General features: G+C 56.0%; 17 protein-coding genes. 9 read left to right on the forward strand and 8 right to left on the reverse strand.

Annotated features, from left to right (window positions below):
* The first annotated feature begins 68 nt into the window (after positions 1-68).
* From BN3796_RS03665 to BN3796_RS03690, 6 genes are all read left to right on the forward strand, one after another.
* Entirely contained in the window at positions 69-809 is a 741-nt protein-coding gene (locus tag BN3796_RS03665) for a DUF1120 domain-containing protein (RefSeq protein ID WP_073885064.1), read from the forward strand.
* Positions 810-859: 50 nt separating this feature from the next.
* A complete protein-coding gene (locus BN3796_RS03670) occupies positions 860-1,606 on the forward strand; it encodes a DUF1120 domain-containing protein (protein ID WP_061707042.1) in 747 nt (248 codons plus the stop codon).
* Positions 1,607-1,751: 145 nt separating this feature from the next.
* Complete coding sequence (locus BN3796_RS03675) at positions 1,752-2,423, forward strand: fimbria/pilus chaperone family protein (RefSeq protein WP_061707043.1); 672 nt, start codon at positions 1,752-1,754, stop codon at positions 2,421-2,423.
* Positions 2,424-2,442: 19 nt separating this feature from the next.
* Positions 2,443-4,836: a fimbrial biogenesis usher protein gene (locus tag BN3796_RS03680; protein WP_073885065.1), complete on the forward strand. Its 2,394-nt coding sequence runs from the start codon at positions 2,443-2,445 to the stop codon at positions 4,834-4,836.
* Positions 4,833-5,363: a DUF1120 domain-containing protein gene (locus BN3796_RS03685; RefSeq protein ID WP_073885066.1), complete on the forward strand. Its 531-nt coding sequence runs from the start codon at positions 4,833-4,835 to the stop codon at positions 5,361-5,363. Before BN3796_RS03680 ends, BN3796_RS03685 begins: the two co-directional genes overlap by 4 nt.
* On the forward strand, positions 5,360-6,064 hold the full coding sequence (locus BN3796_RS03690) for a DUF1120 domain-containing protein (protein ID WP_061707045.1): 705 nt from the start codon (positions 5,360-5,362) through the stop codon (positions 6,062-6,064). Before BN3796_RS03685 ends, BN3796_RS03690 begins: the two co-directional genes overlap by 4 nt.
* A 150-nt stretch (positions 6,065-6,214) precedes the next feature.
* Here BN3796_RS03690 and BN3796_RS03695 read toward each other — a convergent pair whose 3' ends face one another.
* The 4 genes from BN3796_RS03695 to gltB form a co-directional block, all read right to left on the reverse strand.
* Positions 6,215-7,495 (reverse strand): cytosine deaminase, encoded by a 1,281-nt coding sequence (locus tag BN3796_RS03695; protein WP_061707046.1) that lies wholly within the window; start codon positions 7,493-7,495, stop codon positions 6,215-6,217.
* On the reverse strand, positions 7,485-8,735 hold the full coding sequence (gene codB / locus BN3796_RS03700; protein ID WP_061707047.1) for a cytosine permease: 1,251 nt from the start codon (positions 8,733-8,735) through the stop codon (positions 7,485-7,487). The genes BN3796_RS03695 and codB overlap by 11 nt, the downstream gene beginning before the upstream one ends.
* Before the next feature lie 288 nt (positions 8,736-9,023).
* Positions 9,024-10,442, reverse strand: coding sequence for a glutamate synthase small subunit (locus BN3796_RS03705; protein ID WP_061707048.1), 1,419 nt, complete (start codon positions 10,440-10,442; stop codon positions 9,024-9,026).
* A 9-nt stretch (positions 10,443-10,451) separates the two neighbouring features.
* Positions 10,452-14,912, reverse strand: a complete 4,461-nt coding sequence (gene gltB / locus BN3796_RS03710) for a glutamate synthase large subunit (protein ID WP_061707049.1) — start codon at positions 14,910-14,912, stop codon at positions 10,452-10,454.
* A gap of 682 nt (positions 14,913-15,594) precedes the next feature.
* On the opposite strand from gltB, the gene BN3796_RS03720 reads away from it, so the two are divergent.
* Both BN3796_RS03720 and BN3796_RS03725 read left to right on the forward strand, forming a co-directional pair.
* Positions 15,595-16,521 (forward strand): TIGR01212 family radical SAM protein, encoded by a 927-nt coding sequence (locus BN3796_RS03720; RefSeq protein ID WP_148381766.1) that lies wholly within the window; start codon positions 15,595-15,597, stop codon positions 16,519-16,521.
* Positions 16,522-16,594: 73 nt separating this feature from the next.
* Positions 16,595-18,232: a dihydroxyacetone kinase subunit DhaK gene (locus BN3796_RS03725; protein WP_061707051.1), complete on the forward strand. Its 1,638-nt coding sequence runs from the start codon at positions 16,595-16,597 to the stop codon at positions 18,230-18,232.
* Positions 18,233-18,274: 42 nt separating this feature from the next.
* On the opposite strand, the gene ahr is transcribed toward BN3796_RS03725, so the two are convergent.
* Positions 18,275-19,294, reverse strand: coding sequence for an NADPH-dependent aldehyde reductase Ahr (gene ahr / locus BN3796_RS03730; RefSeq protein ID WP_061707052.1), 1,020 nt, complete (start codon positions 19,292-19,294; stop codon positions 18,275-18,277).
* 83 nt (positions 19,295-19,377) lie between these two features.
* Complete coding sequence (locus tag BN3796_RS03735; RefSeq protein WP_061707053.1) at positions 19,378-19,881, reverse strand: GNAT family N-acetyltransferase; 504 nt, start codon at positions 19,879-19,881, stop codon at positions 19,378-19,380.
* 183 nt (positions 19,882-20,064) lie between these two features.
* On the opposite strand from BN3796_RS03735, the gene BN3796_RS03740 reads away from it, so the two are divergent.
* Complete coding sequence (locus tag BN3796_RS03740) at positions 20,065-21,258, forward strand: YjgN family protein (protein ID WP_061707054.1); 1,194 nt, start codon at positions 20,065-20,067, stop codon at positions 21,256-21,258.
* A gap of 38 nt (positions 21,259-21,296) precedes the next feature.
* Here the strand turns inward: BN3796_RS03740 and BN3796_RS03745 are convergent, their stop codons facing one another.
* Positions 21,297-24,152, reverse strand: a complete 2,856-nt coding sequence (locus tag BN3796_RS03745) for a valine--tRNA ligase (RefSeq protein ID WP_061707055.1) — start codon at positions 24,150-24,152, stop codon at positions 21,297-21,299.
* Complete coding sequence (holC, locus tag BN3796_RS03750) at positions 24,152-24,595, reverse strand: DNA polymerase III subunit chi (protein WP_061707056.1); 444 nt, start codon at positions 24,593-24,595, stop codon at positions 24,152-24,154. The genes BN3796_RS03745 and holC overlap by 1 nt, the downstream gene beginning before the upstream one ends.
* Positions 24,596-24,624: the final 29 nt, after the last annotated feature.

Here is a 24,624-nt window from a genome sequence, read left to right on the forward strand (position 1 = left end):
GCAATTATACGATATATAAATGAGAGTTATAGTTTCGGAAAAACGGAAGTTTATTTTAAGGATTGAATATGAACGTGAATTTTAAAAAAGCATTAACAGCTACAGCTATTTGCGTTGCGCTTAGCATTTCCAGTGCCTATGCGGCGGGAGATGTAACGTTAAAAGTTACAGGTAATATTGTTCCAGGGTCATGTGTGCCGAGCCTGCCAAACGGAGGTGTGGTTGATTACGGCGCGATGCCGGGTTCTACCATCAATCCAACCGGCACGACGAATAAACTGGTTCAACTGGGTGCTAAAAACATCACTCTGACAGTCACCTGCTCAAGCGATACCAGCGTTGGGGTGAGTGCTACGGATAATCGTCATGATTCGCTGGTGGGGCTGGGTAGCGGCGCCTTTATTGAGAATGCCTATTACAATAATGCCAATGCTACCGCAACAGGAAACGGATTTGGACTGGGTAAAACGAGTGCGGGCGTGAAGATCGGCACCTACGCGATTGCAGCCGATCCCTCCACTACAACAGCAGATGGCGCAGCGGCTGATCTTATTGAAACTGACGATATCTATGCGGCAGATGAGGCATGGGGAAAAGTCGGCTCTGGCGCTTTTGCGCCGACTAACAATGGACTTAACCAGACGCGTGTTTTCACCGCTGCCGCTCCGGGAACCACCACGCCAAAAGCGTTTAGAGTGATGAATATGCCGTTACGCATAACGTCAGCGGTTCAGGATAATACCGTACTGGGTACGGGAAATACCATCACGCTTGATGGTAACACCACGTTGAGTCTGGTTTATCTCTGATAATCGCATTTACTAAATGCTATCGAAAATAAAAACGGGAAATAAATATAATGGAATTTAAAAAAGTACTTTCGGCAGCAACTGTAGCCGCTGCTTTAGGCCTGTCTGCATTTGGTGTTCAGGCCGCTAATGATGTTACCCTTAAGGTTATCGGTACGATTAATCCGGCCGCATGTACGCCATCCCTGCCTAACGGTGGCATCGTGGATTACGGAACCATCCTTAACCAGGCCATTAAACCCACGGGCGCCACCAATACGCTGGTGCAGCTGGGGCAAAGAAGCATCACGCTTAATGTGAGCTGTGAAAGTAACCTGAGCGTTGGTTTTACATCCACGGATAATCGTCTGGACAGCCGCGTCCCTCTGTCGTCAACCGCCTTTATTTCCGGTAGCGGCACCGACCATTCAGATTTCAGCAACCCCACAGGCACATTTGGCCTGGGTAAAACCACCGCGGGCGTGAATATTGGCGCGTATACCGTTGCCATTGATACAGCGGCGGTCACAGCGGATGGTCAGAGCGTTGATACGCTGGTCAGCGAGGATATTACGAGTGAGGACTCAACCTGGAACAAGGTTATGCCAGGGCTGGGCTATCTTTGCTCAACAAACGGCTGCACCGGCTATCATAAAGCGAACACAGTAGCAGAGACCGGCTCTTTAGCCCCGAAAGCGTTTAAAGAGCTGAGCGTTCCCCTGTTGGTGACGTCCGCTGTACAGGATAACTCCGTATTAGGTACCACGGATGTAATTACACTGGACGGTAACGCAACGATTAGTCTGGTTTATCTGTAATAACGTAGCGCTAAATTGTCGTGACAATGGTTTGCATTTAAAAAAGCCGTTGTCACGCTTTTTTTGTGTCGAAATTATTTTCTTTGCCGCATGAATAATAAAAATAGTGCCGGTATGATTTTTTTATTTTAGTGAGAAGAGAGTAATGAAAAAAATTTTATGCCTTGCGCTATTAGCCATAGCAACAAAGAGTATCGCCACTGGCATGGTGCCTGAAACGTCTGTTTTATTAGTTGACGAGCAGAAAGGCGAAGCCAGTATGAACGTTAAAAATACGGATACACAGCCTGCGCTGCTCTATACAAATATCGTTGATTTACCGGATAGTGATAAATCTGTTCGTCTGATTGTTTCTCAGCCCGTTGTTCGCGTCGATGCGGGTGATACGCAACGTATGCGTTTTCTGCTGCAAACCAGCAAGCCATTAAAGCATGAAGAGCTTAAGCGCGTTACGTTCGAAGGTATTCCGCCAAAAGAAAAAGGGAAAGATAAAGTCGCGCTGACCATCCGCCAGGACTTGCCGGTGGTAATTCATCCGGCGGGGCTACCTGACGAAACACAACCCTGGAAATTTCTGACGTGGCAGAAAAAGGGTAACGACCTCGTCATTAATAACCCCAGTGATTACGTAGTGCGTATGACGGCATCTTTTAAAACATTGCCTTCAGGAAAAATGGGTGTTCTGGAAAAAACCTATATCCTTCCCCACACATCACTAAAAACAAAGCTACTGAATCTCTCTGATAATAAAGTCGAATTCTATCCGGCAAGTCGTTACGGCTATAAAGGGGAACGCTTTACTACTGAATTAAAATAAGCCGCTTACAAGGATGGCAATGGCTATGCAGCAAAAAACGTTACTCGCCTGTATTGTAGGCCTGCTCTGTTCAGGCCAGGTAATGGCCCAGCAAATGGAAACTGCAGCCGTTGATTTCGATCAGGACACGCTTCGCTCTCTGGGAATTAACCCGGAAATATCAAACTATTTTTCTCACCACACGAAGTATTTGCCGGGTAGCGTTTCTGTCGCGTTGAAAGTGAATGGCGATAGCAGAGGTAATGTTATCGCGAATTTCGACAATAACGGCGATCTCTGTTTCGATAAAACCTTTATGGAGCAGGCAGGGCTGAAAATTCCCTCCGACTATGAGTCGGGTTGTTATGACTATGTCGGTCACGTACCGGGCGCCATCGTTGATCCTTCGCCCGCTCAGGAGACGTTGAGCCTTGTTGTACCGCCAGAGCAGGTGATGAATGCTGAATCCGATATCGGCGCTTATACCTCTGGCGGCACCGCGGCGTTACTGAATTATTCCTTACTCGCTTCCCGTAACGAGTTTGGCAATGACCACTCTGATTACTCGCAGGCCATGCTGGACGGCGGGGTTAACATTAATGACTGGTTATTACGTACCCAACAGTTGCTGAGCCGGAGCGATGGAAAGTATGAGAGCAACAACGCATCGACCTATTTGCAGCATACCTTTGTGCCGCTGAAAAGTACGCTGAAAGCGGGTGAGGTCAATCTCAACAATACCCTGCTTCAGGGGACGGGGATTTATGGTATGGAACTTACGCCGGAGAGCACGCTGCAAAGGGGCGGCAGCGGCGTGAAAGTTTCAGGGATCGCCAATACGCCTCAGGCCCGTGTGGAGGTCCGTCAGCAAAACGTGCTGGTGTACAGCACGCTGGTTCCGGCTGGGCCGTTTAATCTTACCGACGTCCCGGTGCGCAACGGCGTCAGCGATCTGAACGTGACGGTGGTGGAAACGGACGGCAGCCAGCATAGCTTTGTGGTACCCGCTTCGCTCTATAACCAAAGCGCAGGCTCGCCATCTGGCTACCATTTCGCTCTCGGACGAGTGAGCGATGATTATAGTGAAACGCCCTGGGTGGCCAGCGCCTCAGGGGGCTGGAAGCTGAATAGCTTAATGAACCTCAATGCCGGATCGATTATTGCCGAACGTTATCAGGCGGTGGGTACGAGTCTTGATATGGTGCCGTTACCGGCGCTCATCGTCTCGCTTCAGGCGAATCAGTCGAATGATTCGGGCGATTCGCTGGAAGGGCAAAAATACACGGCCTCCACTTCCTGGAGTTCAGACCCCGCTCTGGGAATAGGCGTGAGCACTTCCATCACCCATAAATCCGAGGACTATCGTGAGTTTTTCGAAGCGCTGGACGAGGATTTCGACAGCAGCAATAAAAATGAATACTCCGTAGGGCTTTCCTGGGCCGCTCCCTATTTAGGTACGATCAATACCAGCTATTATGAGACTCAAGGCTATGATAAATCTGATGATTCTCGCTATCTTTCCGTGGGCTGGAACAAAACCCTGAAATACGCCACGGTGTCAATGAACTGGCAGCACCAGCTTGGTGCGGACGAAGAGAATGATAATGACGGCGATCTGTTCTACGTCAACATGAGTATTCCATTCGGGGCGAGTAATAGCGTGAGTCTGTACAGCCGTCACGACGATCATAAAACGCGTTATGGCGCATCTGCGCTGGGCGTAGTGAGCGATACAACGTCGTATTCGATTGGCGTAGAACATGATGATGCGAGCAATCGTGATAATTTCAACGGCGGTTTAACCAGTAACCTTCACTATACGCAGCTTGGCCTGAGCGCCAGTTCGGATAACGACAACAGCCGTAGCTATTCAGGATCGCTACAGGGAGGGATCGCGATGCACGGTCATGGCGTTACGTTCTCGCCCTGGACGATTCGCGATACCTTCGCTATTGCCTCGCTGAGTCAACCTGTTTCCGGGGTGAAGCTTGATACCCCGCAGGGACCGGTGTGGACGGACTTCGCCGGACAGGCTGTGGTGTCATCGGTCAGCGCCTGGCGTCCCGCCAGGGTTGAAATCGACACAGGGACGCTACCGAAGAATATGGATGTCGGAAACGGAACCCGCATCGTTACGCTTGGCAAAGGCGCCGTGGGGCAGCTTGATTTTACCGCATTGACGCAGCGTCGTGCGCTGGCCAACGTTACGCTGGCCGATGGTACAAAGCTGCCGAAAGGCATTGCGCTGGAGGATATGCAGGGAAATTATCTCACGACGTCGGTGGATGACGGCGTTGTCTTTTTTAATGATGTTCAACCTGCTCAGCAGGTGGTGGCAAAACTGGATAATCGCACCTGCACATTTGCGCTGACGCTGCCGGCAGAAACAAATACCAATACGTTTTATGAAACCGTCAGCGAGGTGTGTAAATGAAGAGGCTCTTTATATCTACGTGCGCCATGCTGCTTTCCCTGCATGCCGTGGCAGGCTGCCAGCTTATATCAAGCCAGCAAAAGGTCAGCTATGGTCGAATAAGCGCCGCCGAGCGTCAGGCAGAAGGCAATAATCTGGTCGAACTGCCGGAAAAACAGATCGCTCTCAACGTGGTATGCGACGAGCCGTCACGTATTCGCCTCTTTATCGGCAGCAATTTGCCAAAAGGGGATGGTTTTGGTTTTGGCGATAACGGCGTAATGCAGGTGACCGCTTCGAATGCGACAGTCGATGACCATAATGCGAATCTCGCCACCGTCCGCGCTGGCGATGCCTCGGTAACTCAGGGCGGAATAAAAGAGGTATCACCTGCTCTGAACGAAGGGATCGCTTTTGTCGATGGGCAGGAGCTGCGCGGGAAAACGGCCACCGTGACGCTAACTCTCAAACCGCGTTTTAAAAGTAGCGCTATTACGGACCGGGAGGTCTGGCGTGGAAATTTACGCGTAAGGATGGATGCGCAATGAAAAAGTCTTTAGCGCTATTATTGTGTGGCGTTTGCAGCGCCTCATCAGCATTTGCTGCTGATACGGTAAATATTGATGTGGATGTCACCGCCGACGCCGCCGCCTGTACGCCAGCATTAAGCAGCGGCGGCGTGGCTGACTTCGGGAGCCGAAATGCGGGCTCGCTCTCTCCCGGTGCCTTTACCCAGTTAGGGACTCGCGACCTGACGCTTACGGTAACCTGTGAGTCGTCTACCGGTGTGGCGATTACCGCGCGCGATACGCGCGCCAGTTCTGTTGTCGTTGGTAAAGATGCTCAGGGGCATGACGGCGTGAAATTCCAGATTAACAATGGCGGTTATATCAGCGATACGACCCGCCTGTTTGGACTTGGCGTAACAAGCGAGCAGAAGCCTATTGGCAGCTATGGTGTTCAAATTAATGGCAGTGCCGTAACGGCAGCAGACAATACGACAGCGGTTCAGGTGGAAATGGCCGGTGCGGCGGAGAAGAGTGGCCCATGGGCGCGCGCGACAATGCTGCCTCTACCGACTCAGCAGGACTATTTCTACACGTTTGTGCAAAAAGGTACGGATATTCCGCAGCCGATCTCATCGGCGGTTGTTCCGCTACAGGTAAGCGCCGCTGTCGCCAACGGGCTTGGCAGCGGGCAAGAAATCAAGCTGGACGGCGAGGCGGTGATTACGCTGGTCTATTTATAATCTCTTTTCTGCAAAAGATTATTGAAAACAGAGGCGCCAGTTCACCGCTGGCGCCGCGCTTACCAGGTCTGCAAAGAGGCTGCGATTTGTAGACCTGATAAAGCGTAAACAAGCCGATAAGGCTCCGGATGAGATTTCCTGAAACGATAATTACCGTTTAAAGGTCACCGCTTCCGGCTGCGTCAGATGCAGCGTTGTCTGGCTGGGTACCGTCTCGGCGATAACCCGCCCGTGGCGAACAGAATAACGCGCTGGCGTCTGGCGACGGACCGCGTCAAAGCCATTTTCGGCCGGTAAAATCACCAGGTTCGCAGAATTACCCACCTTCACGCCGTAGTCCTGCAGGTGAAGCGTTTTCGCGCTGTGGGTAGTGATCAGGTTCAGCCCGTCGTTAATCTGTCCGTACCCCATCAGCTGGCAGACGTGTAATCCCATATGCAGCACCTGCAGCATATTTGCTGTTCCCAGCGGATACCATGGGTCGAAAACGTCATCATGCCCAAAGCAGACGTTGATCTCCGCCTCCAGCATCTCTTTTACGCGCGTCACGCCGCGGCGTTTAGGATAGGTGTCGAAACGGCCCTGCAGGTGGATGTTCACCAGCGGATTAGCGACAAAGTTGATGCCCGACATTTTCAGCAAACGGAACAGGCGGGACGCGTAGGCGCCGTTATAGGAGTGCATGGCCGTGGTATGGCTGGCAGTGACACGCGCACCCATCCCGTCACGGTGTGCCAGTGCGGCGACAGTTTCAACGAAGCGCGACTGCTCATCATCGATTTCATCACAGTGAACGTCGATAAGCCTGTCGTACTTCTGCGCCAGGGCGAAGGTTTTGTGCAACGACTCCACGCCATACTCGCGGGTAAATTCAAAGTGCGGAATTGCGCCAATGACGTCCGCCCCCATACGCACCGCTTCTTCCAGCAACGCTTCGCCGTTGGGGTAAGAAAGAATGCCCTCCTGCGGGAACGCCACGATTTGCAGATCGACCCACGGGGCGACCTCCTGCTTCACTTCCAGCATCGCTTTCAGCGCCGTCAGGGTGGGATCGGAGACGTCAACGTGAGTACGGACATGCTGAATACCGTTGGCCATCTGCCACTTCAGCGTCTGCATTGCGCGGGTCTTAACATCTTCGTGGGTGAGTAGCGCCTTACGTTCAGCCCAGCGCTCAATCCCCTCGAATAAGGTACCAGACTGGTTCCAGCTCGGCTCACCTGCCGTTTGTGTGGTATCCAGGTGAATATGCGGTTCAACGAAAGGGGGAATGACCAGCCCGCCTTCAGCATCAAGCACCTGGCCCGCGGGCGACGATGCAGCGTCCTGCGGTTCAATACGGCTAAAGCGCCCGTTTTCAATTGCGATCTGCCATAACCCCTCTTGCCCCTGTAAACGGGCCTGACGAATGGTGAGGGTATTATTCTGCATGGGGAGCCTCCGGGGTGGTAGCAAAGGTACGTCTGACAAAGGGGGTTAAAAGAAGGTAGCTGACTACGCCGCCGAGGACCGCATTCACCGGCACAATACCGGGAATAACATTTCCGGCAGCCACGCCGAGCGCGACCGACAGAATGGCTACCCAGTTGACCGGCACAAAGGTGGCGCTATGGAAGCTGGCGTAGCGGCGGCGGTTGATCAGATAGTCGGCGATAATCACTCCGCCAACGGGTGGGATCGCCGCCGACAGAAAGGTGAGCCAGCCGACAAAGTTATTGTACAGCCACAGCGCGCAGAGCGTGCCGATAATACCGTTAACCACCGAAAGCGTGCGGCTGGAAAGCCCGGTAACGTTGGCAAAGCCCAGACCCGATGCGTAGAGCGCGTTGTCATTGGTTGTCCAGATGTTCAGGCCGAGAACGATAATGGCGGGCAGCAGTAGTCCCTGAGCGATCATCACGTCCGAGATGTCCGCCTGTCCCGCTGCCGCGGCGCCTGCCGCACCGAAGATAAACATCAGCGAGTTGCCAAGGAAAAACGCCACCATCGCCACCACCACGGCGCCTTTTGCGTTGCGCCCAAAGCGGACGAAGTCGGCGGTCAGCGTTCCGGCGCTGATGAAGGAGCCGACGACCAGCGCCAGCGCGCCTGAAAAACTGAGCGGAGTCTGCGGCACGATCGCTTTTAAATGATCCAGCCCGCCCACGCCGTCCACCGCCAGCCAGACGGAGTAACTGCCGAGGATAACTATCGCAGGAACGGCGATGATCGACAGAATCGTCAGCGCTGAGATACCAAAGAAGATGGTCATGGTCATCAGCAGACCGGAGACCGCGATCAGGATATTGACGTCGATGCCCGTCGCTTTACTCACCGGAATAGCGAACATCGCCACGCCAACCCCAAACCAGCCCACCTGCGTCCCGCCTAACAGTATGGAGGGAAGCCATGAGCCTTTTACGCCAAAGGAGTAACGGGCGAGGAGGTGGGTCGAAAGCCCTGTTTTTGCGCCGATGTAACCGAGAAAAGCGGTGTAAATACCGAGGAGAAGATTACCGAAGAAAACTGCCAGGAAGAAATCATCATAGGAAAGACCGGTGCCGAGCGTGCCGCCGGTCCACATACTGGCGGAAAAAAAGGTTAATCCCAACATCACAAACGTCAATGGAATTACGCCTTTCCGCGCCGTCAGTGGGACGGGCCCCTGGCTATAATTGTTATCTTGCGACACAACGCCTCCTCAAATTGTGGTCAAAAACCCGCCGCATAATATACATTTTTTCAGTGAATGCAAACGTTTCCGTATGCAATTGAAAAGCCGTAAAGCAGATGAATTTGCTGATAATCTTCAGTACGTTGTAGAGATATTGATCCTGACAGGCCATCCCTTACGGGATTGTTGCTATGTGACGCTATTTCACTACCCATACGCTTTCGGAGCGTGGCGGGAAGGAAGGGGGGACAGACTGTCGACTCCCCGGCTTAAGCGCAACGCCTGAGCCGGGGAGCCGGAGCAGTTTTACACTTCCAGGTAGTTCAGGATCCCGTCAGCCGCTTTGCGTCCTTCGGCAATCGCCGTAACCACCAGGTCAGAACCGCGAACGATATCGCCACCGGCGAAAATTTTCGGGTTGCTGGTCTGGAAGGCGTTTTCGCTGCCTTCCGGGGCGATGATACGACCCTGTGAATCGAGCTCAACGCTGTGCTCTTTCAGCCATTCCATGCTGTGCGGACGGAAACCAAACGCCATTACCACCGCATCAGCCGGAAGGATATGCTCCGAACCCGCCACGATTTCCGCGCGACGACGGCCCTTCGCATCCGGCGCGCCCATTTCAGTGCGCGCCATTTTCACGCCGCACACCTTGCCGTTGGCGTTAACTTCCACACCGAGCGGCTGCACGTTGAACTGAAACTCGACACCCTCTTCGCGCGCGTTTTTCACTTCGCGCTTCGAGCCAGGCATATTCTCTTCATCACGACGATAGGCGCAGGTGACGTGCGTAGCTCCCTGACGAACGGAAGTACGCACGCAGTCCATGGCGGTATCGCCGCCGCCCAGCACCACCACGCGTTTGCCTTCCATGCTGACGAACGGCTCATCGACGGTTTCGCCAAAGCCCATGATCTGCTTCGTATTGGCGATCAGGAACGGCAGGGCGTCAAACACACCGTCGGCCTCTTCATTTTCCAGCCCGCCGCGCATCGACTGGTATGTCCCGACGCCAAGGAAGACTGCGTCGTAGCTTCCCAGCAGATCGCTAAGCTGCACGTCGCGGCCCACTTCGGTGTTGAGTTTGAACTCAATCCCCATGCCGGTGAAAATTTCGCGGCGGCGGGTCATGACCTCTTTCTCCAGCTTAAAGGCTGGAATACCGAAGGTCAGCAGACCGCCGATTTCCGGATGGCGATCGTAGACCACCGCCTTTACGCCGTTGCGGGTCAACACGTCGGCGCAGGCCAGACCGGCAGGACCGGCGCCAATAATCGCCACGCGCTTGTCGGTCTGGCGCACGCCGGTCATATCGGGGCGCCAGCCCATCTCGAAAGCCTTGTCGTTGATGTAGCGCTCGATATTACCGATAGTCACCGCGCCAAACTCGTCGTTCAGCGTACAGGAACCTTCGCACAGACGGTCCTGCGGGCAGACGCGCCCGCACACTTCCGGCAGGGTGTTGGTCTGGTGCGACAGCTCGGCGGCCTCAAAAATACGCCCTTCGTTGGCCAGCTTCAGCCAGTTCGGAATGTAGTTATGGACCGGACATTTCCACTCGCAGTAAGGGTTACCGCAGGAGAGGCAACGATCTGCCTGCGCCTTGGCCTGACCCTCTGAAAACGGCTCATAGATTTCAACAAATTCAATTTTACGGATCTTCAGCGGTTTCTTCGGCGGATCCACGCGCTGCAGGTCGATAAACTGGTAAACGTTCTGACTCATTCCAACCCCTTACTGCGCCTGCACGCGCAGCTCTGCTGCGCTACGACTACGGTGACCCAACAGTGCTTTAACATCGCTGGACTTCGGTTTAACCAGCGCGAATTTCGCCGAGAAGGCCGGCCAGTTCGCCAGGATCTCCTCGCCGCGCGTCGAACCGGTGTGCTGCACATGCTCGGTAATCAGGCCGCGCAGGTGCTCCTCGTGGATAGCGAGAGAATCTACCTCCAGCACCTCCACCAGCTCCGGGTTCACGCGTTTGCGGAACTCACCGTCTTCGTCCAGCACATAGGCGAAACCGCCCGTCATGCCTGCGCCAAAGTTGACGCCGGTTTTGCCCAGCACGCAGACAATACCGCCGGTCATATATTCGCAGCCGTTGTCGCCAATGCCTTCCACCACGGTGATGGCACCGGAGTTACGCACCGCAAAACGCTCGCCCGCGCGGCCCGCGGCAAACAGACGTCCGCCGGTGGCGCCGTACAGACAGGTGTTGCCGATGATGCTCGCTTCATGGCTGCGGAAGGCTGAACCGACCGGCGGACGCACCGCCAGCAAACCGCCCGCCATGCCTTTGCCGACGTAGTCGTTGGCATCGCCGGTCAGATACAGTTCCACGCCGCCCGCGTTCCAGACGCCGAAGCTCTGGCCCGCTGTACCGCTGAAGTGCGCGGTAATCGGATCGGAGGCCAGCCCCTGATCGCCGTGGGTCTGCGCAATATAACCGGAGAGGGAGGCGCCCACAGAACGGTCAGTGTTGCGGATATCAAACCAGAAGGTTTTGCTCTGCTTCTCGTCCACATACGGCTTCGCCTGTTGCAGCAGCTGCGCGTTCAGCACGCCGTTGTCGAACGGCGGGTTATGTTCGGTGCAGTAGACCGCTTTACCTGGATGGGGTTCGGCGGTCTCCAGCAGCTTAGAGAGTTCCAGCTTCTGCTGTTTGGCCGTGAAGCCCTCAAGCTCTTTCAGCAGGTCGGTACGGCCAATCAGATCCACCAGACGTTTCACGCCCAGCTGCGCCATCAGCTCGCGGGTTTCACGGGCGATAAACTCAAAGTAGTTGGTCACTTTGAACGGCAGGCCGTGATAGTGGTTCTTACGCAGCTTTTCGTCCTGGGTTGCCACGCCGGTCGCGCAGTTGTTCAGGTGGCAAATACGCAGGTATTTACAACCCAGAGCCACCATCGGGCCGGTACCAAAGCCGAAGCTTTCCGCTCCCAGAATCGCCGCCTTGATGATGTCGAGGCCGGTTTTCAGACCGCCGTCCACCTGCAGACGGATCTTATGGCGCAGGCCGTTAGCGACCAGCGCCTGCTGGGTCTCCACCAGGCCAAGCTCCCACGGACAGCCTGCGTATTTCACGGAGGAGAGCGGGCTTGCGCCGGTGCCGCCGTCGTAACCGGCGATAGTGATCAGATCCGCATAGGCTTTCGCCACACCGGTGGCAATGGTGCCAACGCCCGGTTCGGAAACCAGCTTCACGGAGATCATCGCTTTCGGGTTGACCTGTTTCAGATCGAAAATCAGCTGCGCCAGATCCTCGATAGAGTAGATATCGTGGTGCGGCGGCGGAGAGATCAGCGTCACGCCCGGCACGGAATAGCGCAGTTTAGCGATGTACGGGGTGACTTTATCACCCGGCAGCTGACCGCCTTCGCCCGGCTTCGCGCCCTGAGCCACCTTAATCTGGATCACGTCGGCGTTAACCAGGTAGGCTGGCGTTACGCCGAAACGGCCGGACGCCACCTGCTTGATACGGGAGACTTTGTTAGTGCCGTAGCGCGCCGGATCTTCACCGCCTTCGCCGGAGTTGGAGTTACCGCCAATGCTGTTCATCGCCTCGGCCAGCGCTTCGTGGGCTTCCGGGCTGAGTGCGCCGATAGACATCGCCGCGGTGTCGAAGCGTTTGAACAGCTCAGACGCAGGCTCTACGTCGTCGATGCTGACTGCCTCGTCACCCGGGTTCAGGGCGATGAGATCGCGCAGCGTCGCCGGCGGACGGTTGTTCACCAGCTCCGCATACTGCTGATAATCGCTGTATTCGCCGCTCTGCACCGCCTGTTGCAGGGTGCGCACCACGTCCGGGTTGTAGGCGTGATATTCACCGCCGTGAACGTATTTCAGCAGGCCGCCCTGTTCCAGCGGCTTACGCGCCAGCCACGCGCGTTTCGACAGGTTCAGCAGATCCTGCTGGAAGTCGGTAAAGCCTGCGCCACCGATGCGGCTCACCACGCCCTGGAAGCAGAGATTAGCCACTTCGTCGTGCAGCCCCACCGCTTCGAACAGCTTCGAGCAGCGGTAGGAGGCGATGGTGGAGATCCCCATCTTGGACATGATCTTATACAGACCTTTATTGATGCCGTTACGGTAGTTCAGCATCACGGTCCGGTACGCTTTCTCGATGGCGCGGGTATCAACCAGCTTCGCCAGCGATTCATAAGCCAGATACGGATAAATAGCGGTCGCGCCAAAGCCCAGCAGCACCGCAAAGTGGTGCGGATCGCGGGCGCTGGCGGTCTCTACGATGATGTTCGCGTCGCAACGCAGGCTCTTTTCCACCAGTCGGGTCTGGATCGCGCCCACCGCCATCGGCGCCGGAACCGGCAGCCGGTTTTTGGCGATATTACGATCGGAGAGCACCAGCAGCACGGTACCGTTACGCACCATCTGCTCGGCTTTATCGCACAGCGCCTTTACCGTCTCTTCAAGACCCGCTTCGGTCACGTCGAAGGTGATATCGAGCGTGTCGGCGCGATAATGATCCTCCTGCATGGTGGTGAGCTGTTTGAAGTCGGAGTAGAGCAGGATCGGTGATTTAAAGCTCAGACGGTGCGCCTGACCTTCGGCCTCGCAAAAGACATTCATCTCGCGGCCGATGCTGGTGGCCAGCGACATCACGTGCGCTTCACGCAGCGGGTCGATCGGCGGGTTAGTCACCTGCGCGAACTGCTGACGGAAGTAGTCATAGATAATGCGCGGCTGGCTGGAGAGAACGGCGAACGGGGTGTCGTCGCCCATGGATCCGACCGCTTCCTGACCATTTTCACCCAGTACGCGGACGACAGAGTCCAGCTCTTCGGCGCTGTAGTTAAACTGTTTCTGGTAGCTGGCCAGCAGATCGTCATCCAGCTCGCGGCTGCCCACCTCTTCATCCGGCAGATCTTCAAACGGCACCAGGCGGCGGACGTTTTTCTCCATCCACTCTTTATAAGGGTGGCGGCTTTTCAGATCGTCATCGGTCTCTGCCGAGTGCAGAATACGGCCGTTGCGGGTATCGATTACCATCAGTTCGCCAGGCCCGACGCGGCCCTTTTCCATCACTTCGTCCGGCTGATAGTCCCAGATGCCCACTTCGGAGGCGCAGGTGATTAGCTTGTCTTTGGTGATGACGTAGCGCGCCGGACGAAGACCGTTACGGTCGAGGTTACAGGCGGCAAAACGTCCGTCGGACATGACGATGCCCGCCGGGCCATCCCACGGCTCCATGTGCATGGAGTTGAAGTCGAAGAAAGCGCGCAGCTCCGGATCCATATCCGGGTTATTCTGCCAGGCCGGTGGAACGAGCAGACGCATGGCGCGCACGATATCCATCCCGCCCGCCAGCAGCAGCTCCAGCATGTTATCCATGGAGCTGGAGTCGGAGCCGGTTTCGTTGACGAACGGCGCGGCGTCGTGCAGGTCCGGGATCAGCGGCGTCTGGAACTTATAGGTACGGGCACGCGCCCACTGGCGGTTGCCGGTAATGGTGTTGATCTCGCCGTTGTGCGCCAGGTAGCGGAACGGCTGCGCCAGCGGCCAGCGCGGCACGGTGTTGGTGGAGAAGCGCTGGTGGAAGAGGCAGATGGCCGATTCCAGACGCAGATCCGCCAGGTCCAGGTAGAAGCGCGGCAGGTCTGCCGGCATGCAGAGACCTTTATAGATATTCACCAGGTTAGAGAGGCTACAGACGTAGAACTCTTTATCTTCCTGCAGACGTTTTTCGATACGGCGGCGGGCAATAAACAGACGGCGTTCCATATCGCGCGGACGCCAGCCCGCAGGCGCGTTCACAAAAATTTGTTCAATACGAGGCAGCGAGGAGAGGGCGATTTCACCGAGCACCCCGTTGTTGGTTGGCACATCGCGCCAGCCGACAATCGACAGGGTTTCACGCTGAAGTTCTTCTTCAACAATGCGGCGCGCGCTGGCGGCTTTTTCTGCGTCCTGGTTCAGGAACAGCATGCCGACAGCGTAGTTTTTGGCTAAACGCCAGCCGCGCTCTTCCGCCACGATGCGGAAAAAACGATCCGGTTTTTGCAGCAGCAGGCCGCAACCGTCGCCGGTTTTACCGTCGGCAAGGATCGCGCCACGGTGCTGCATGCGGGCCAGTGCGTGTATGGCGGTACGCACCACCTTGTGGCTAGGTTCGCCTTCTATGTGGGCGATCAGGCCGAAACCACAGTTATCCCTCTCAAGGGATTTGTCGTACAACATATCAGTGAACCTCCCCAGGCTCTTAGGGACTAACCTCCAGACCGTTACGCGCAGGCGCAAAGAGGGCGTGGCGACGGGGCTGGCGCATCGTGCGCTCACCTCGCATTCGCCCTCATTTATCCTTTCGTATAGGTCAAACAAGTTTGAGGACTTGCTTAAGAGGGAATCTCAATTACTGCATAAATATGATGAGCAGACTGCCCATCCAGAAAGCTTCCAGCGGATTTCCAACTTATCGGGAATTGGTACACAGGTCAAATGGCAATCTTATTTATACAAAAGTGTGCTATATGGAGATTAATTAATTGATATATAAGTTTTTTATGTCGGCGTATGACCGGATAAACCTTTACGGCGAGGGGCAGGTAGTGTGATCTGACTCACTGTATCAAAGCGCCATTAGCCTCCATCAATGCTGAACAGACGCACTTTGGTAGTGTTTAGCTCTGCGATAATGCGTCAGGCCGCATAAAATCACTGTTTTTCATCAGAGCCGCTATAAATGAAAATTTCCTGCCGAACATAAGCAAAAGTAATCTCAGGGAACGTGAATAAAATTGCAGTAATTTTGGTTTGTTATGCGGATGGATAAAGGGTGTCCAGGGCGCTTGATCCAGGTCATCGCCGACAGAGATTAAAAATGGCAGGCTTACCCCCTTTCTTCGGGGCGGTCTATCAGATTATGCAGTTACAGAAATTAGTCAATATGTTTGGTGGGGATCTTTCACGCCGCTATGGCGAAAAGGTCCATAAGCTGACGCTGCACGGCGGCTTTAGCTGCCCCAACCGCGACGGCACCATCGGGCGCGGGGGCTGTACCTTCTGTAACGTGGCGTCGTTTGCCGACGAAGCCCAGCAGCACAAATCCATCGCGGAACAGCTCGCCCATCAGGCGAGCCTGGTGAACCGCGCGAAACGCTATCTGGCCTATTTCCAGGCTTACACCAGCACCTGGGCGGAGGTGCAGGTGCTGCGCTCGATGTACCAGCAGGCGGTAAGCCAGGCCAACATAGTTGGACTTTGCGTCGGCACGCGCCCGGACTGTGTGCCGGAAGCGGTGCTGGATCTGCTCAGTGAGTATCGCGAGCAGGGCTACGAAGTGTGGCTCGAACTGGGCCTCCAGACCGCCCATGATAAAACTCTCCACCGCATTAATCGCGGCCATGACTTTGCCTGTTATCAGCGCACCGCCCGGCTTGCCCGCGCACGCGGGCTTAAGGTCTGCGCGCATTTGATTGTCGGCCTGCCGGGAGAGAGCCATCAGCACGCTCTCCAGACGCTGACGCGGGTGGTCGAGACGGGGGCAGACGGCATCAAGCTGCATCCGCTGCATATCGTCAAGGGCAGCATTATGGCGAAAGCGTGGGAAGCGGGGCGGCTGAACGGGATTACGCTTGAGGAGTATACCGTGACGGCGGGCGAGATGATTCGCCATACGCCGCCTGAGACGATTTACCACCGTATCTCCGCCAGCGCGCGGCGTCCTACGCTGCTGGCTCCGCTGTGGTGTGCAAACCGCTGGACAGGGATGGTGGAAATCGACCGCTATCTCAACGAACATGGCGGGCAAGGAGCGGCGGTGGGACGGCCGTGGGTGCTACCTTCCTGAGTTTCTCCTCCTGCGGCAAGTGAGCCAGCGCCGACTATGCTTTTGCATACGGTTCACTAACAAGCAGGAAATTATGTCCAGATTCTTCTTTAACGATCGCAAACAGCTGGTCAACGACGCCCTTGAAGGGATGTTGATCTCCGCGCCGCACGGCAACCTGGTGAAACTTGATATCGACCCGGCCATTCGCATTGTGGCGCGGGCAGACTGGGATAAAAGCCGCGTGGCGGTGATTTCAGGCGGCGGTTCCGGGCATGAGCCCGCCCACGCAGGCTTCGTGGGGAAAGGGATGCTCACCGCGGCCGTCTGTGGCGATCTCTTTGCTTCCCCAAGCGTTGACGCGGTGCTTAACGCCATCGTGGCGGTGACGGGCGAAAGCGGCTGTCTGCTGATCGTCAAAAACTATACCGGGGATCGGCTGAACTTTGGGCTGGCGGCGGAAAAGGCGAAACGTCTTGGGCTGAAGGTCGAGATGGTGATTGTCTCCGATGACATTGCGCTGCCGGAGAACAAACAGCCGCGCGGGATCGCCGGCACGGCGCTGGTACATAAAATTGCGGGCTACGCGGCGGAGCAGGGTCACCCGTTAACCGAAGTGCGCGATCTCGCTCGCCAGGCTTGCGATAACCTCTGGAGCCTGGGCGTCGCCATGCAGACCTGCAATCTTCCGGGCAGCGATGAAGAGGAGGGGCGCATCAGGCCGGGCCAGGTGGAGCTGGGGCTGGGGATCCACGGCGAGCCGGGCGCATCGGTGATGGAGACGCAAAACAGCCGGGAGATTGTCACGACACTGGTGGAGGCGCTCAGGGCGCAGGCGGGCGAGGGGCGCTTTGCGGTGCTGATTAACAACCTGGGCGGCGTTTCAGCGCTGGAGATGGCGATACTCACCAAAGAGCTGGCCCACTCGGCGCTCAGCGATCGCATCGCCTGGCTGATCGGACCCGCGCCGCTGGTCAGCGCGCTGGACATGAAAGGCTTCTCCCTGTCGCTACTGAAACTCAACGCCACCTTTGAAAAAGCCCTTCAGGCAGAGACTATGACCCTGGGCTGGCAAACACCGGTCGCCTTCGCACCGCTGCGCACGCAGCCGCAGCAGGCGTTGCAGGATCGGGTGGAGTTTACGCCCTCGGAAAATGCGTCGGTTGCCGGACTGGTCGCTACCGTTACCCGTACGCTGATAGCGCTTGAAGACCGGCTTAACGCGCTGGATGCCAAAGTGGGCGACGGTGATACGGGCTCTACTTTTGCGCAGGGGGCAAGAGACATTGCGCAACGGCTGGAACAGAATGCCCTCCCGCTGAACGATCTCCCGGCGTTGCTGATGGTAACAGGCGAGCGGCTGGCGACGGTAATGGGAGGATCGAGCGGCGTGCTGATGTCGATCTTCTTCACTGCTGCCGGGCAGACGCTTCAGGAGGGGAAACCGCTGGCGGAATCGCTGCTGAACGGGCTTGCGCAGATGAAGCAGTATGGCGGCGCGGATCTCGGCGATCGTACCTTGATCGACGCCCTGCAGCCTGCGCTGGAAGCGTTGCAGCAAGGGGATATCCAGGCGGCAGCGCAGGCGGCGAAAAAGGGGGCGGAGGCGACGGCCGGCATGCAAAAAGCGGGAGCAGGGCGCTCGTCCTATGTGAATAAAGAGAATCTGGATGGCGTAACCGATCCCGGCGCCGTGGCGGTGGCGGAAGTGTTTACCGCGCTGGCACGGTAGGGGAATTGCCCGGTGGCGCTACGCTCACCGGGCCTGCAAACATCAAAAATCGGCTTTTAACACCACGCGATAGCGGGCTTTGCCGTCGCGTACGTGCTGGATCGCCTCATTAATTTTCGACATCGGATAGAGCTCCGTGGTCGGGGCGACTTTAGTACGGCTGGCAAACTTCATCAGCTTGCGCAGCTCATACGGCGTGCCGGTAGCCGAACCGGAGATGCTGCGATCGCCGCCGATCAGGGTAAAAGCCGGGACCGGGAGCGGTTTGAGTACGGCGCCGACGGTGTGGAAGTTACCGCCGTAGGCTAGCGCTTCAAAATAGGGCTGCCAGTCGAGATCGACGTTAACGGTATTAATGATCAGATCGAACTGGCCCGCCAGCGCTTTCAGCGCCTCCGGATCGCGACTGTTGACCACCTTATCGGCGCCCATCGCCAGCACTTCCTGCTCTTTCGCCGGGTTGGAGCTGAACGCGGTCACTTCGCAACCCATCGCATGCAGCAACTTAATGGCGATATGCCCCAGGCCGCCGATCCCGATAACCCCGACGCGGCTGGTGGCGGTGACATGATGCATCAGCAGCGGTTTGAAAACGGTAATACCGCCGCACAGCAGCGGGCCGGCGGATTCAATATCGATACTCTCCGGCAGGGGAATGACCCATTGCCAGTCGGCGCGAAGCTTCTCAGCGAAACCGCCTTTATTCAGAATGGTAGGAACGGCCCCTTCCAGACAGTTAATCTGGTTGCCGCTGATACAGGCATCGCAATGGCCGCAGCTGCGGGCGGTCCAGCCGATCCCCACGCGCTGGCCCACTTTTAAACCTTTGCTCTGCGCGTCGGTGCCAAGCGCAACCACGCGGCCGATCACCTCATGTCCGGCGACCAGCGGATATTGCGAGAAGCCCCATTCGTTGTCGATCATCGACAGATCGGAGTGGCAAATACCACAATAATCGACCTGCACTTCAACGTCCTGCGCCTGCAGCTCACCGGCATCGTATTCATACAGTTCAAGTTCTGCGCCCGCCTGCGGTGCGGCGTAGCTTTTTATTATCGACATCGTTTTTCCCCTGTGTTGGTGTGAACTGAAAGTGTAGAGCATTCAGTTTACGGTCGCTTAGCAGAAGCGATCGGGAACGACGTTTACAGACTTTTCAGCATGCGAACTTCACAATCCACATGGCCGGTACAGCCCAGCGGCGCGTCGATATGCGCAAAGCCCAGATGTTCATAGAGGGCGATAGCCTCTTTCAGAAAAGCGGTGGTTTCGAGATAGCAGCGGGTAAAGCCCTGCTCACGGGCATGTTCCATTGCCAGCAGCGCCAGCTTTTTTGCCATCCCTTTGCCGCGCGCGGAGGGCAGGAAGTACATTTTTTGCAGTTCACAGATGCCCGGCTCTCCGCAGGTCAGCGGTGCGATCCCGCCGCCGCCAACGACCTTGCCCGCCTGCTCAACCACCCAGTAGGCGTGTCCCGGCTGGCTGTAAAGCTGATAAAGTTCGTCCAGATTCGGATCGGCAACGGTGTAGCCTTTATCGGCGGTGAGCCCGTATTCAGCGGAAACCTGGCGGATCACGCTGGCGATAGCCGCGTTATCTTCCATGGAAAGGCGACGTAATTGCAGCGCTTGCGGAGATGCTAGATTCATAGAGTCATTCAATATTTAATTAAAAACTATAACTTATTTTAATACCACTAATCTTTTTACCGCGCAAGGCGTTAATGAAATCAGTTGTCTGAAGACATATTAATCAGATACCCTGCGCTCGCAAGGGAAATAAAAGTTTATTTATTGATTTTGTTTATGTCTCAGGATGGGAAATCGTTATTTATGAATATAAATTCTGGCGGGCAGGATAAACATCTGCATCGTTTTGTTTTTCACGGTCAGGTGAAATCCTATTTAATTCTCTGTCTGGTTAACCTTATTTTATCGATCGTTACGTTTGGCGTTTTTATTCCCTGGGCGTGGGTAAGGGATCGTCGCTACCTGGCGGAAAATAGCGAGCTTAACGGCATGCGCTTTGGCTACCATGGGTGCGGCGGGACGTTATTATTAAGCGGGGTGGTGTTTGTTCTGGTTCTGATAGGATGCAGCGCGCTTTTATCGCTTATTCATCCGCAGGGGGCGACGCTGGGGATGCTCCTCGTCCTTCTGCTGCTGCCAGTTCTTGTGGTGAAAGGGCTCAGCTACCATGCATCCATGACCTCTTTTCACCAGCTGCGCTTCGGTTTTCACACCTCTGCGCTGCGCGCCTGGTGGATTATGCTGGGACTGCCGGTGCAGATGTTTATCTTACTGGGTTGCCTGTTGGCGCTAATGAGCTCCTCGTTATCCCTCTCATGGAGCAGGGGCCCGCTGATCCTGGCGACGGCGTTAATTGCCCTTACCGCTTTTTTGGGAAGCAGCGCCATCCTGGGGCTGGTTTACAGCTACTGGCTGGATTTAATCGGTAAAAGCGCCACGCTTGGGAAATATGCGTTTAATATTACGCTCTGCAGCCGGCGATGCGTAAAAATATTCCTGCTGGCAATGGTTATTCAGCTGCCCTTTATCCTGGTCTTTTTTATTATTTTAATTTCCATTTACTCACGCATAGCGGTGGGCTGCCTGTTGGGGACATGCAATGAATCCACTTTTGCTATGATGATTGCCGGCAATATTCCTGCGTTTGTCCTGGCTTATATCCTTCACATCGTCGGTATCGTTCTGTCCGCTGCTTATATCTGGGCCGCGTTACGTAACCATGCTGTCAACAATCTGGTGCTAGGGAATACGCTGCAGTTTGGATCGACCCTGACTTTTTCCGGACTGGCGCCGCGCCTGCTGGGACTGCTGTTTGGTTCGATCCTCACGCTGGGGCTGGCGTGGCCGTGGCTGAGAATTATGCTGGCGCGCTATATCGCTACAAACACGACGGTGCAGGGGGAGGTGAATGCGCTGGCGTTTACGCAGGAGGAGATGCCTGTGCCGACGGGCAATAAACTGTGCGCGGTTTTTATCCCGACGTTGCCGTTTATCTGACAGTAAAAGGCCGGAGCATGCTCCGGCCTTTTGGCGTTTTACAGGGCGCTAATCACGGCCTGCTGCTCTATCAGCTTCGCTTTCGCATCGGCGTAGCCTGCGAGTTTTTCACGCTCTTTGGCAATAACCGCTTCCGGCGCGCGGGCGACAAAGCCTTCATTCGCCAGCTTGCCTTCGATGCGGCCAATCTCCGCTTCCACCTTCGCTACCTCTTTTGCCAGACGATCTAGCTCGGTCGCTTTATCGATCAGGCCAGCCATCGGGATCAGCAGCTCGGCGCCGTCGATGATCTTGGTGACCGATACCGGACCTTTGTCATCGGCAGGCAGCACGGTGATGCTCTCCAGACGCGCCATGTTTTGCAGGAAGCTCTGGTTTTCGTTTACGCGACGTACCGCCGCCTCGCTGCAGCCGCGCAGCAGCAGTGCCAACGGTTTACCCGGCGCGATGTTCATTTCCGCGCGGATGTTACGTACGGCGACGATCGCCTGCTTCAGCCATTCGGTATCAGCCAGCGCCGCCTCGTCAACCTGAGACGCGTTATATTCCGGGAACGGCTGCAGCATAATGGTGTCGGCGTTAATGCCGGCAATCACCTTCACGCGCTGCCAGATGGTTTCCGTGATAAACGGAATGATCGGATGCGCCAGGCGCAGCAGACCTTCCAGAACGGTAATCAGCGTGTGGCGAGTGCCGCGCAGCTCTGCCTCAGAACCGCCGTTCATTACCGGCTTGGTCAGCTCCAGATACCAGTCGCAGAACTGGTTCCAGGTGAACTCATAGAGAATGCCTGCGGCAATATCGAAGCGGAAGCTGTCCAGCGCGTCGCGGTACGCTTTCACCGTCTGGTTGAACTCGGCCAGGATCCAGCGATCTGCCAGCGACAGCACTTTTTCGCCGCCATTGAAGCCGCAGTCCTGATCTTCGGTATTCATCAGCACAAAGCGGCTGGCGTTCCACAGCTTGTTACAGAAGTTGCGGTAGCCTTCCAGGCGCTTCATATCCCAGTTAATGTCGCGACCGGTAGAAGCCAGCGCCGCCAGGGTGAAGCGCAGAGCGTCGGTGCCGTGCGGCTCAATGCCGTCCGGGAACTGCTTCTCGGTACGCTTGCGGATTTTTTCCGCCAGCTGCGGCTGCATCATGTTGCCGGTGCGTTTTTCCAGCAGCTCCGGCAGGGAGATGCCGTCCACCATATCCAGCGGGTCGATGACGTTCCCCTTGGATTTGGACATCTTCTGGCCTTCATCGTCGCGGATAAGCCCGGTCATGTAGACAGTCTTGAACGGTACCTGCGGCTTGCCGTTTTCATCCTTGATGAAGTGCATGGTCATCATGATCATGCGGGCGATCCAGAAGAAGATGATGTCGAAGCCGGAAACCATCACGCTGGTCGGGTGGAACTGACGCAAGGCATCGGTATTTTCCGGCCAGCCGAGGGTGGAGAAGGTCCACAGGGCGGAGGAGAACCAGGTATCCAGCACGTCGTCATCCTGACGCAGGGCAATATCGGCACTCAGGTTATTTTCCTGACGCACTTCCTCTTCGCTACGGCCAACGTAAACATTGCCTTCGTTGTCATACCAGGCCGGGATGCGGTGGCCCCACCAGAGCTGACGGGAGATACACCAGTCCTGAATGTCGCGCATCCAGGAGAAGTACATATTTTCGTACTGCTTCGGCACGAACTGGATGTCGCCGTTTTCTACCGCTTCGACTGCTGGTTTCGCCAGCACATCGGCGCGCACGTACCACTGGTCGGTCAGCATCGGTTCGATAACCACGCCGCCGCGATCGCCGTACGGTACGGTCAGATCATGCGGTTTAATCTCTTCCAGCAGGCCCAGCGCGTCAACGGCAGCCACGATCGCTTTACGCGCGGCAAAGCGTTCCAGCTTCTGGAACTCAGCCGGAATGTCGCTGGAGTAAACGTCGGATTCGTTGCCTTTGGTGTCGAACACTTCGGCGCTTTCACGGATATCGCCGTCAAAGGTCAGGATGTTGATCATCGGCAGCTGATGACGGCGACCCACTTCATAGTCGTTAAAGTCGTGCGCCGGGGTGATCTTCACGCAGCCGGTCCCTTTTTCCATGTCGGCGTGCTCGTCGCCCACAATCGGAATACGGCGGTTCACCAGCGGCAGAACAACGAACTTGCCAATCAGATCTTTGTAGCGCGGATCTTCCGGGTTGACGGCCACGCCGGTATCGCCCAGCAGGGTTTCCGGACGGGTGGTCGCGACAACCAGGTAATCTTTACCGTCGGCGGTTTTGGCGCCGTCGGCCAGCGGATAGCGGATGTGCCACATGGAGCCTTTTGACTCGCGGTTTTCCACTTCCAGATCGGAGATCGCGGTGCGCAGTTTCGGATCCCAGTTCACCAGGCGCTTGCCGCGGTAGATGAGATCTTCTTTATACAGGCGGACAAACACCTCTTTCACGGCATTGGAAAGACCGTCGTCCATGGTGAAGCGTTCGCGCTCCCAGTCAACGGAGTTGCCGAGACGGCGCATCTGGCGGGTGATCGTGCCGCCGGACTCCGCTTTCCACTGCCAGATTTTGTCGATAAAAGCGTCGCGACCGTAGTCGTGGCGGGTTTTACCCTCTTCAGCGGCAATCTTACGTTCAACCACCATCTGGGTCGCGATACCGGCGTGGTCGGTACCGACCTGCCACAGGGTGTTTTTACCCTGCATACGCTGGTAGCGAATCATGGTATCCATGATGGTCTGCTGGAAGGCATGACCCATATGCAAACTGCCGGTGACGTTTGGCGGCGGGATCATGATGCAGAAGGACTCTTTGCTTTCATCGCCGTTAGGCTTGAAATAGCCCTGCTGTTCCCAGTGCTCGTAAAGCGGCTGTTCGATATCGCGTGGGTTGTATGTTTTTTCCATTATTTCCAGGTTGCCGTATTCAGGTTAAAACCGGCCAGGCGGTACGCTTTGTAGCGTTCGCGCGCCAGTTGTTTTAAAGAATCTTCGTGAGGGACAAAGTCTATCACTTCTGTGAAAGCGGTGGCAAAATCTGCAAAGCCTGTGCGCAGGCTGATCAGAATATCGCGCGCGCTGCTGCTGCGTTTTTGCGGCCAGGCAATTTCTACCGGCGCACCGCCCCGTGGCCCCTCGCCTGAGAGATTATGTGGAACAAAACTCTCCGCCGGACGTGCCCAGAGCGCTTCATCCAGACGAATGGCCTGCTGCTCATCTTCACAGGCAATCAGGACACGCTTGCCGCTGCGCCAACGTTCTGCGGCAATCTCACACACCAGCTGTTCCACGGCGCTCAGGCCGTCCTGATGGGTGTCGTTGTCCAGAAGGTAGAACGTTGCATTCTTCATATGTGGGGCTTCTTGTCGTGAATTTAAAT

It is taken from the genome of Pseudenterobacter timonensis, assembly GCF_900021175.1.
Lineage (GTDB): Bacteria > Pseudomonadota > Gammaproteobacteria > Enterobacterales > Enterobacteriaceae > Enterobacter > Enterobacter timonensis.

Coding starts and splice junctions, on each gene's coding strand:
- BN3796_RS03665 (WP_073885064.1), top strand. CDS start 69: ATGAACGTGAATTTTAAAAAAGCATTAACAGCTACAGCTATTTGCGTT.
- BN3796_RS03670 (WP_061707042.1), top strand. CDS start 860: ATGGAATTTAAAAAAGTACTTTCGGCAGCAACTGTAGCCGCTGCTTTA.
- BN3796_RS03675 (WP_061707043.1), top strand. CDS start 1,752: ATGAAAAAAATTTTATGCCTTGCGCTATTAGCCATAGCAACAAAGAGT.
- BN3796_RS03680 (WP_073885065.1), top strand. CDS start 2,443: ATGGCTATGCAGCAAAAAACGTTACTCGCCTGTATTGTAGGCCTGCTC.
- BN3796_RS03685 (WP_073885066.1), top strand. CDS start 4,833: ATGAAGAGGCTCTTTATATCTACGTGCGCCATGCTGCTTTCCCTGCAT.
- BN3796_RS03690 (WP_061707045.1), top strand. CDS start 5,360: ATGAAAAAGTCTTTAGCGCTATTATTGTGTGGCGTTTGCAGCGCCTCA.
- BN3796_RS03695 (WP_061707046.1), bottom strand. CDS start 7,495: ATGCAGAATAATACCCTCACCATTCGTCAGGCCCGTTTACAGGGGCAA.
- BN3796_RS03705 (WP_061707048.1), bottom strand. CDS start 10,442: ATGAGTCAGAACGTTTACCAGTTTATCGACCTGCAGCGCGTGGATCCG.
- gltB (WP_061707049.1), bottom strand. CDS start 14,912: ATGTTGTACGACAAATCCCTTGAGAGGGATAACTGTGGTTTCGGCCTG.
- BN3796_RS03720 (WP_148381766.1), top strand. CDS start 15,595: ATGCAGTTACAGAAATTAGTCAATATGTTTGGTGGGGATCTTTCACGC.
- BN3796_RS03725 (WP_061707051.1), top strand. CDS start 16,595: ATGTCCAGATTCTTCTTTAACGATCGCAAACAGCTGGTCAACGACGCC.
- ahr (WP_061707052.1), bottom strand. CDS start 19,294: ATGTCGATAATAAAAAGCTACGCCGCACCGCAGGCGGGCGCAGAACTT.
- BN3796_RS03735 (WP_061707053.1), bottom strand. CDS start 19,881: ATGAATCTAGCATCTCCGCAAGCGCTGCAATTACGTCGCCTTTCCATG.
- BN3796_RS03740 (WP_061707054.1), top strand. CDS start 20,065: ATGAATATAAATTCTGGCGGGCAGGATAAACATCTGCATCGTTTTGTT.
- BN3796_RS03745 (WP_061707055.1), bottom strand. CDS start 24,152: ATGGAAAAAACATACAACCCACGCGATATCGAACAGCCGCTTTACGAG.
- holC (WP_061707056.1), bottom strand. CDS start 24,595: ATGAAGAATGCAACGTTCTACCTTCTGGACAACGACACCCATCAGGAC.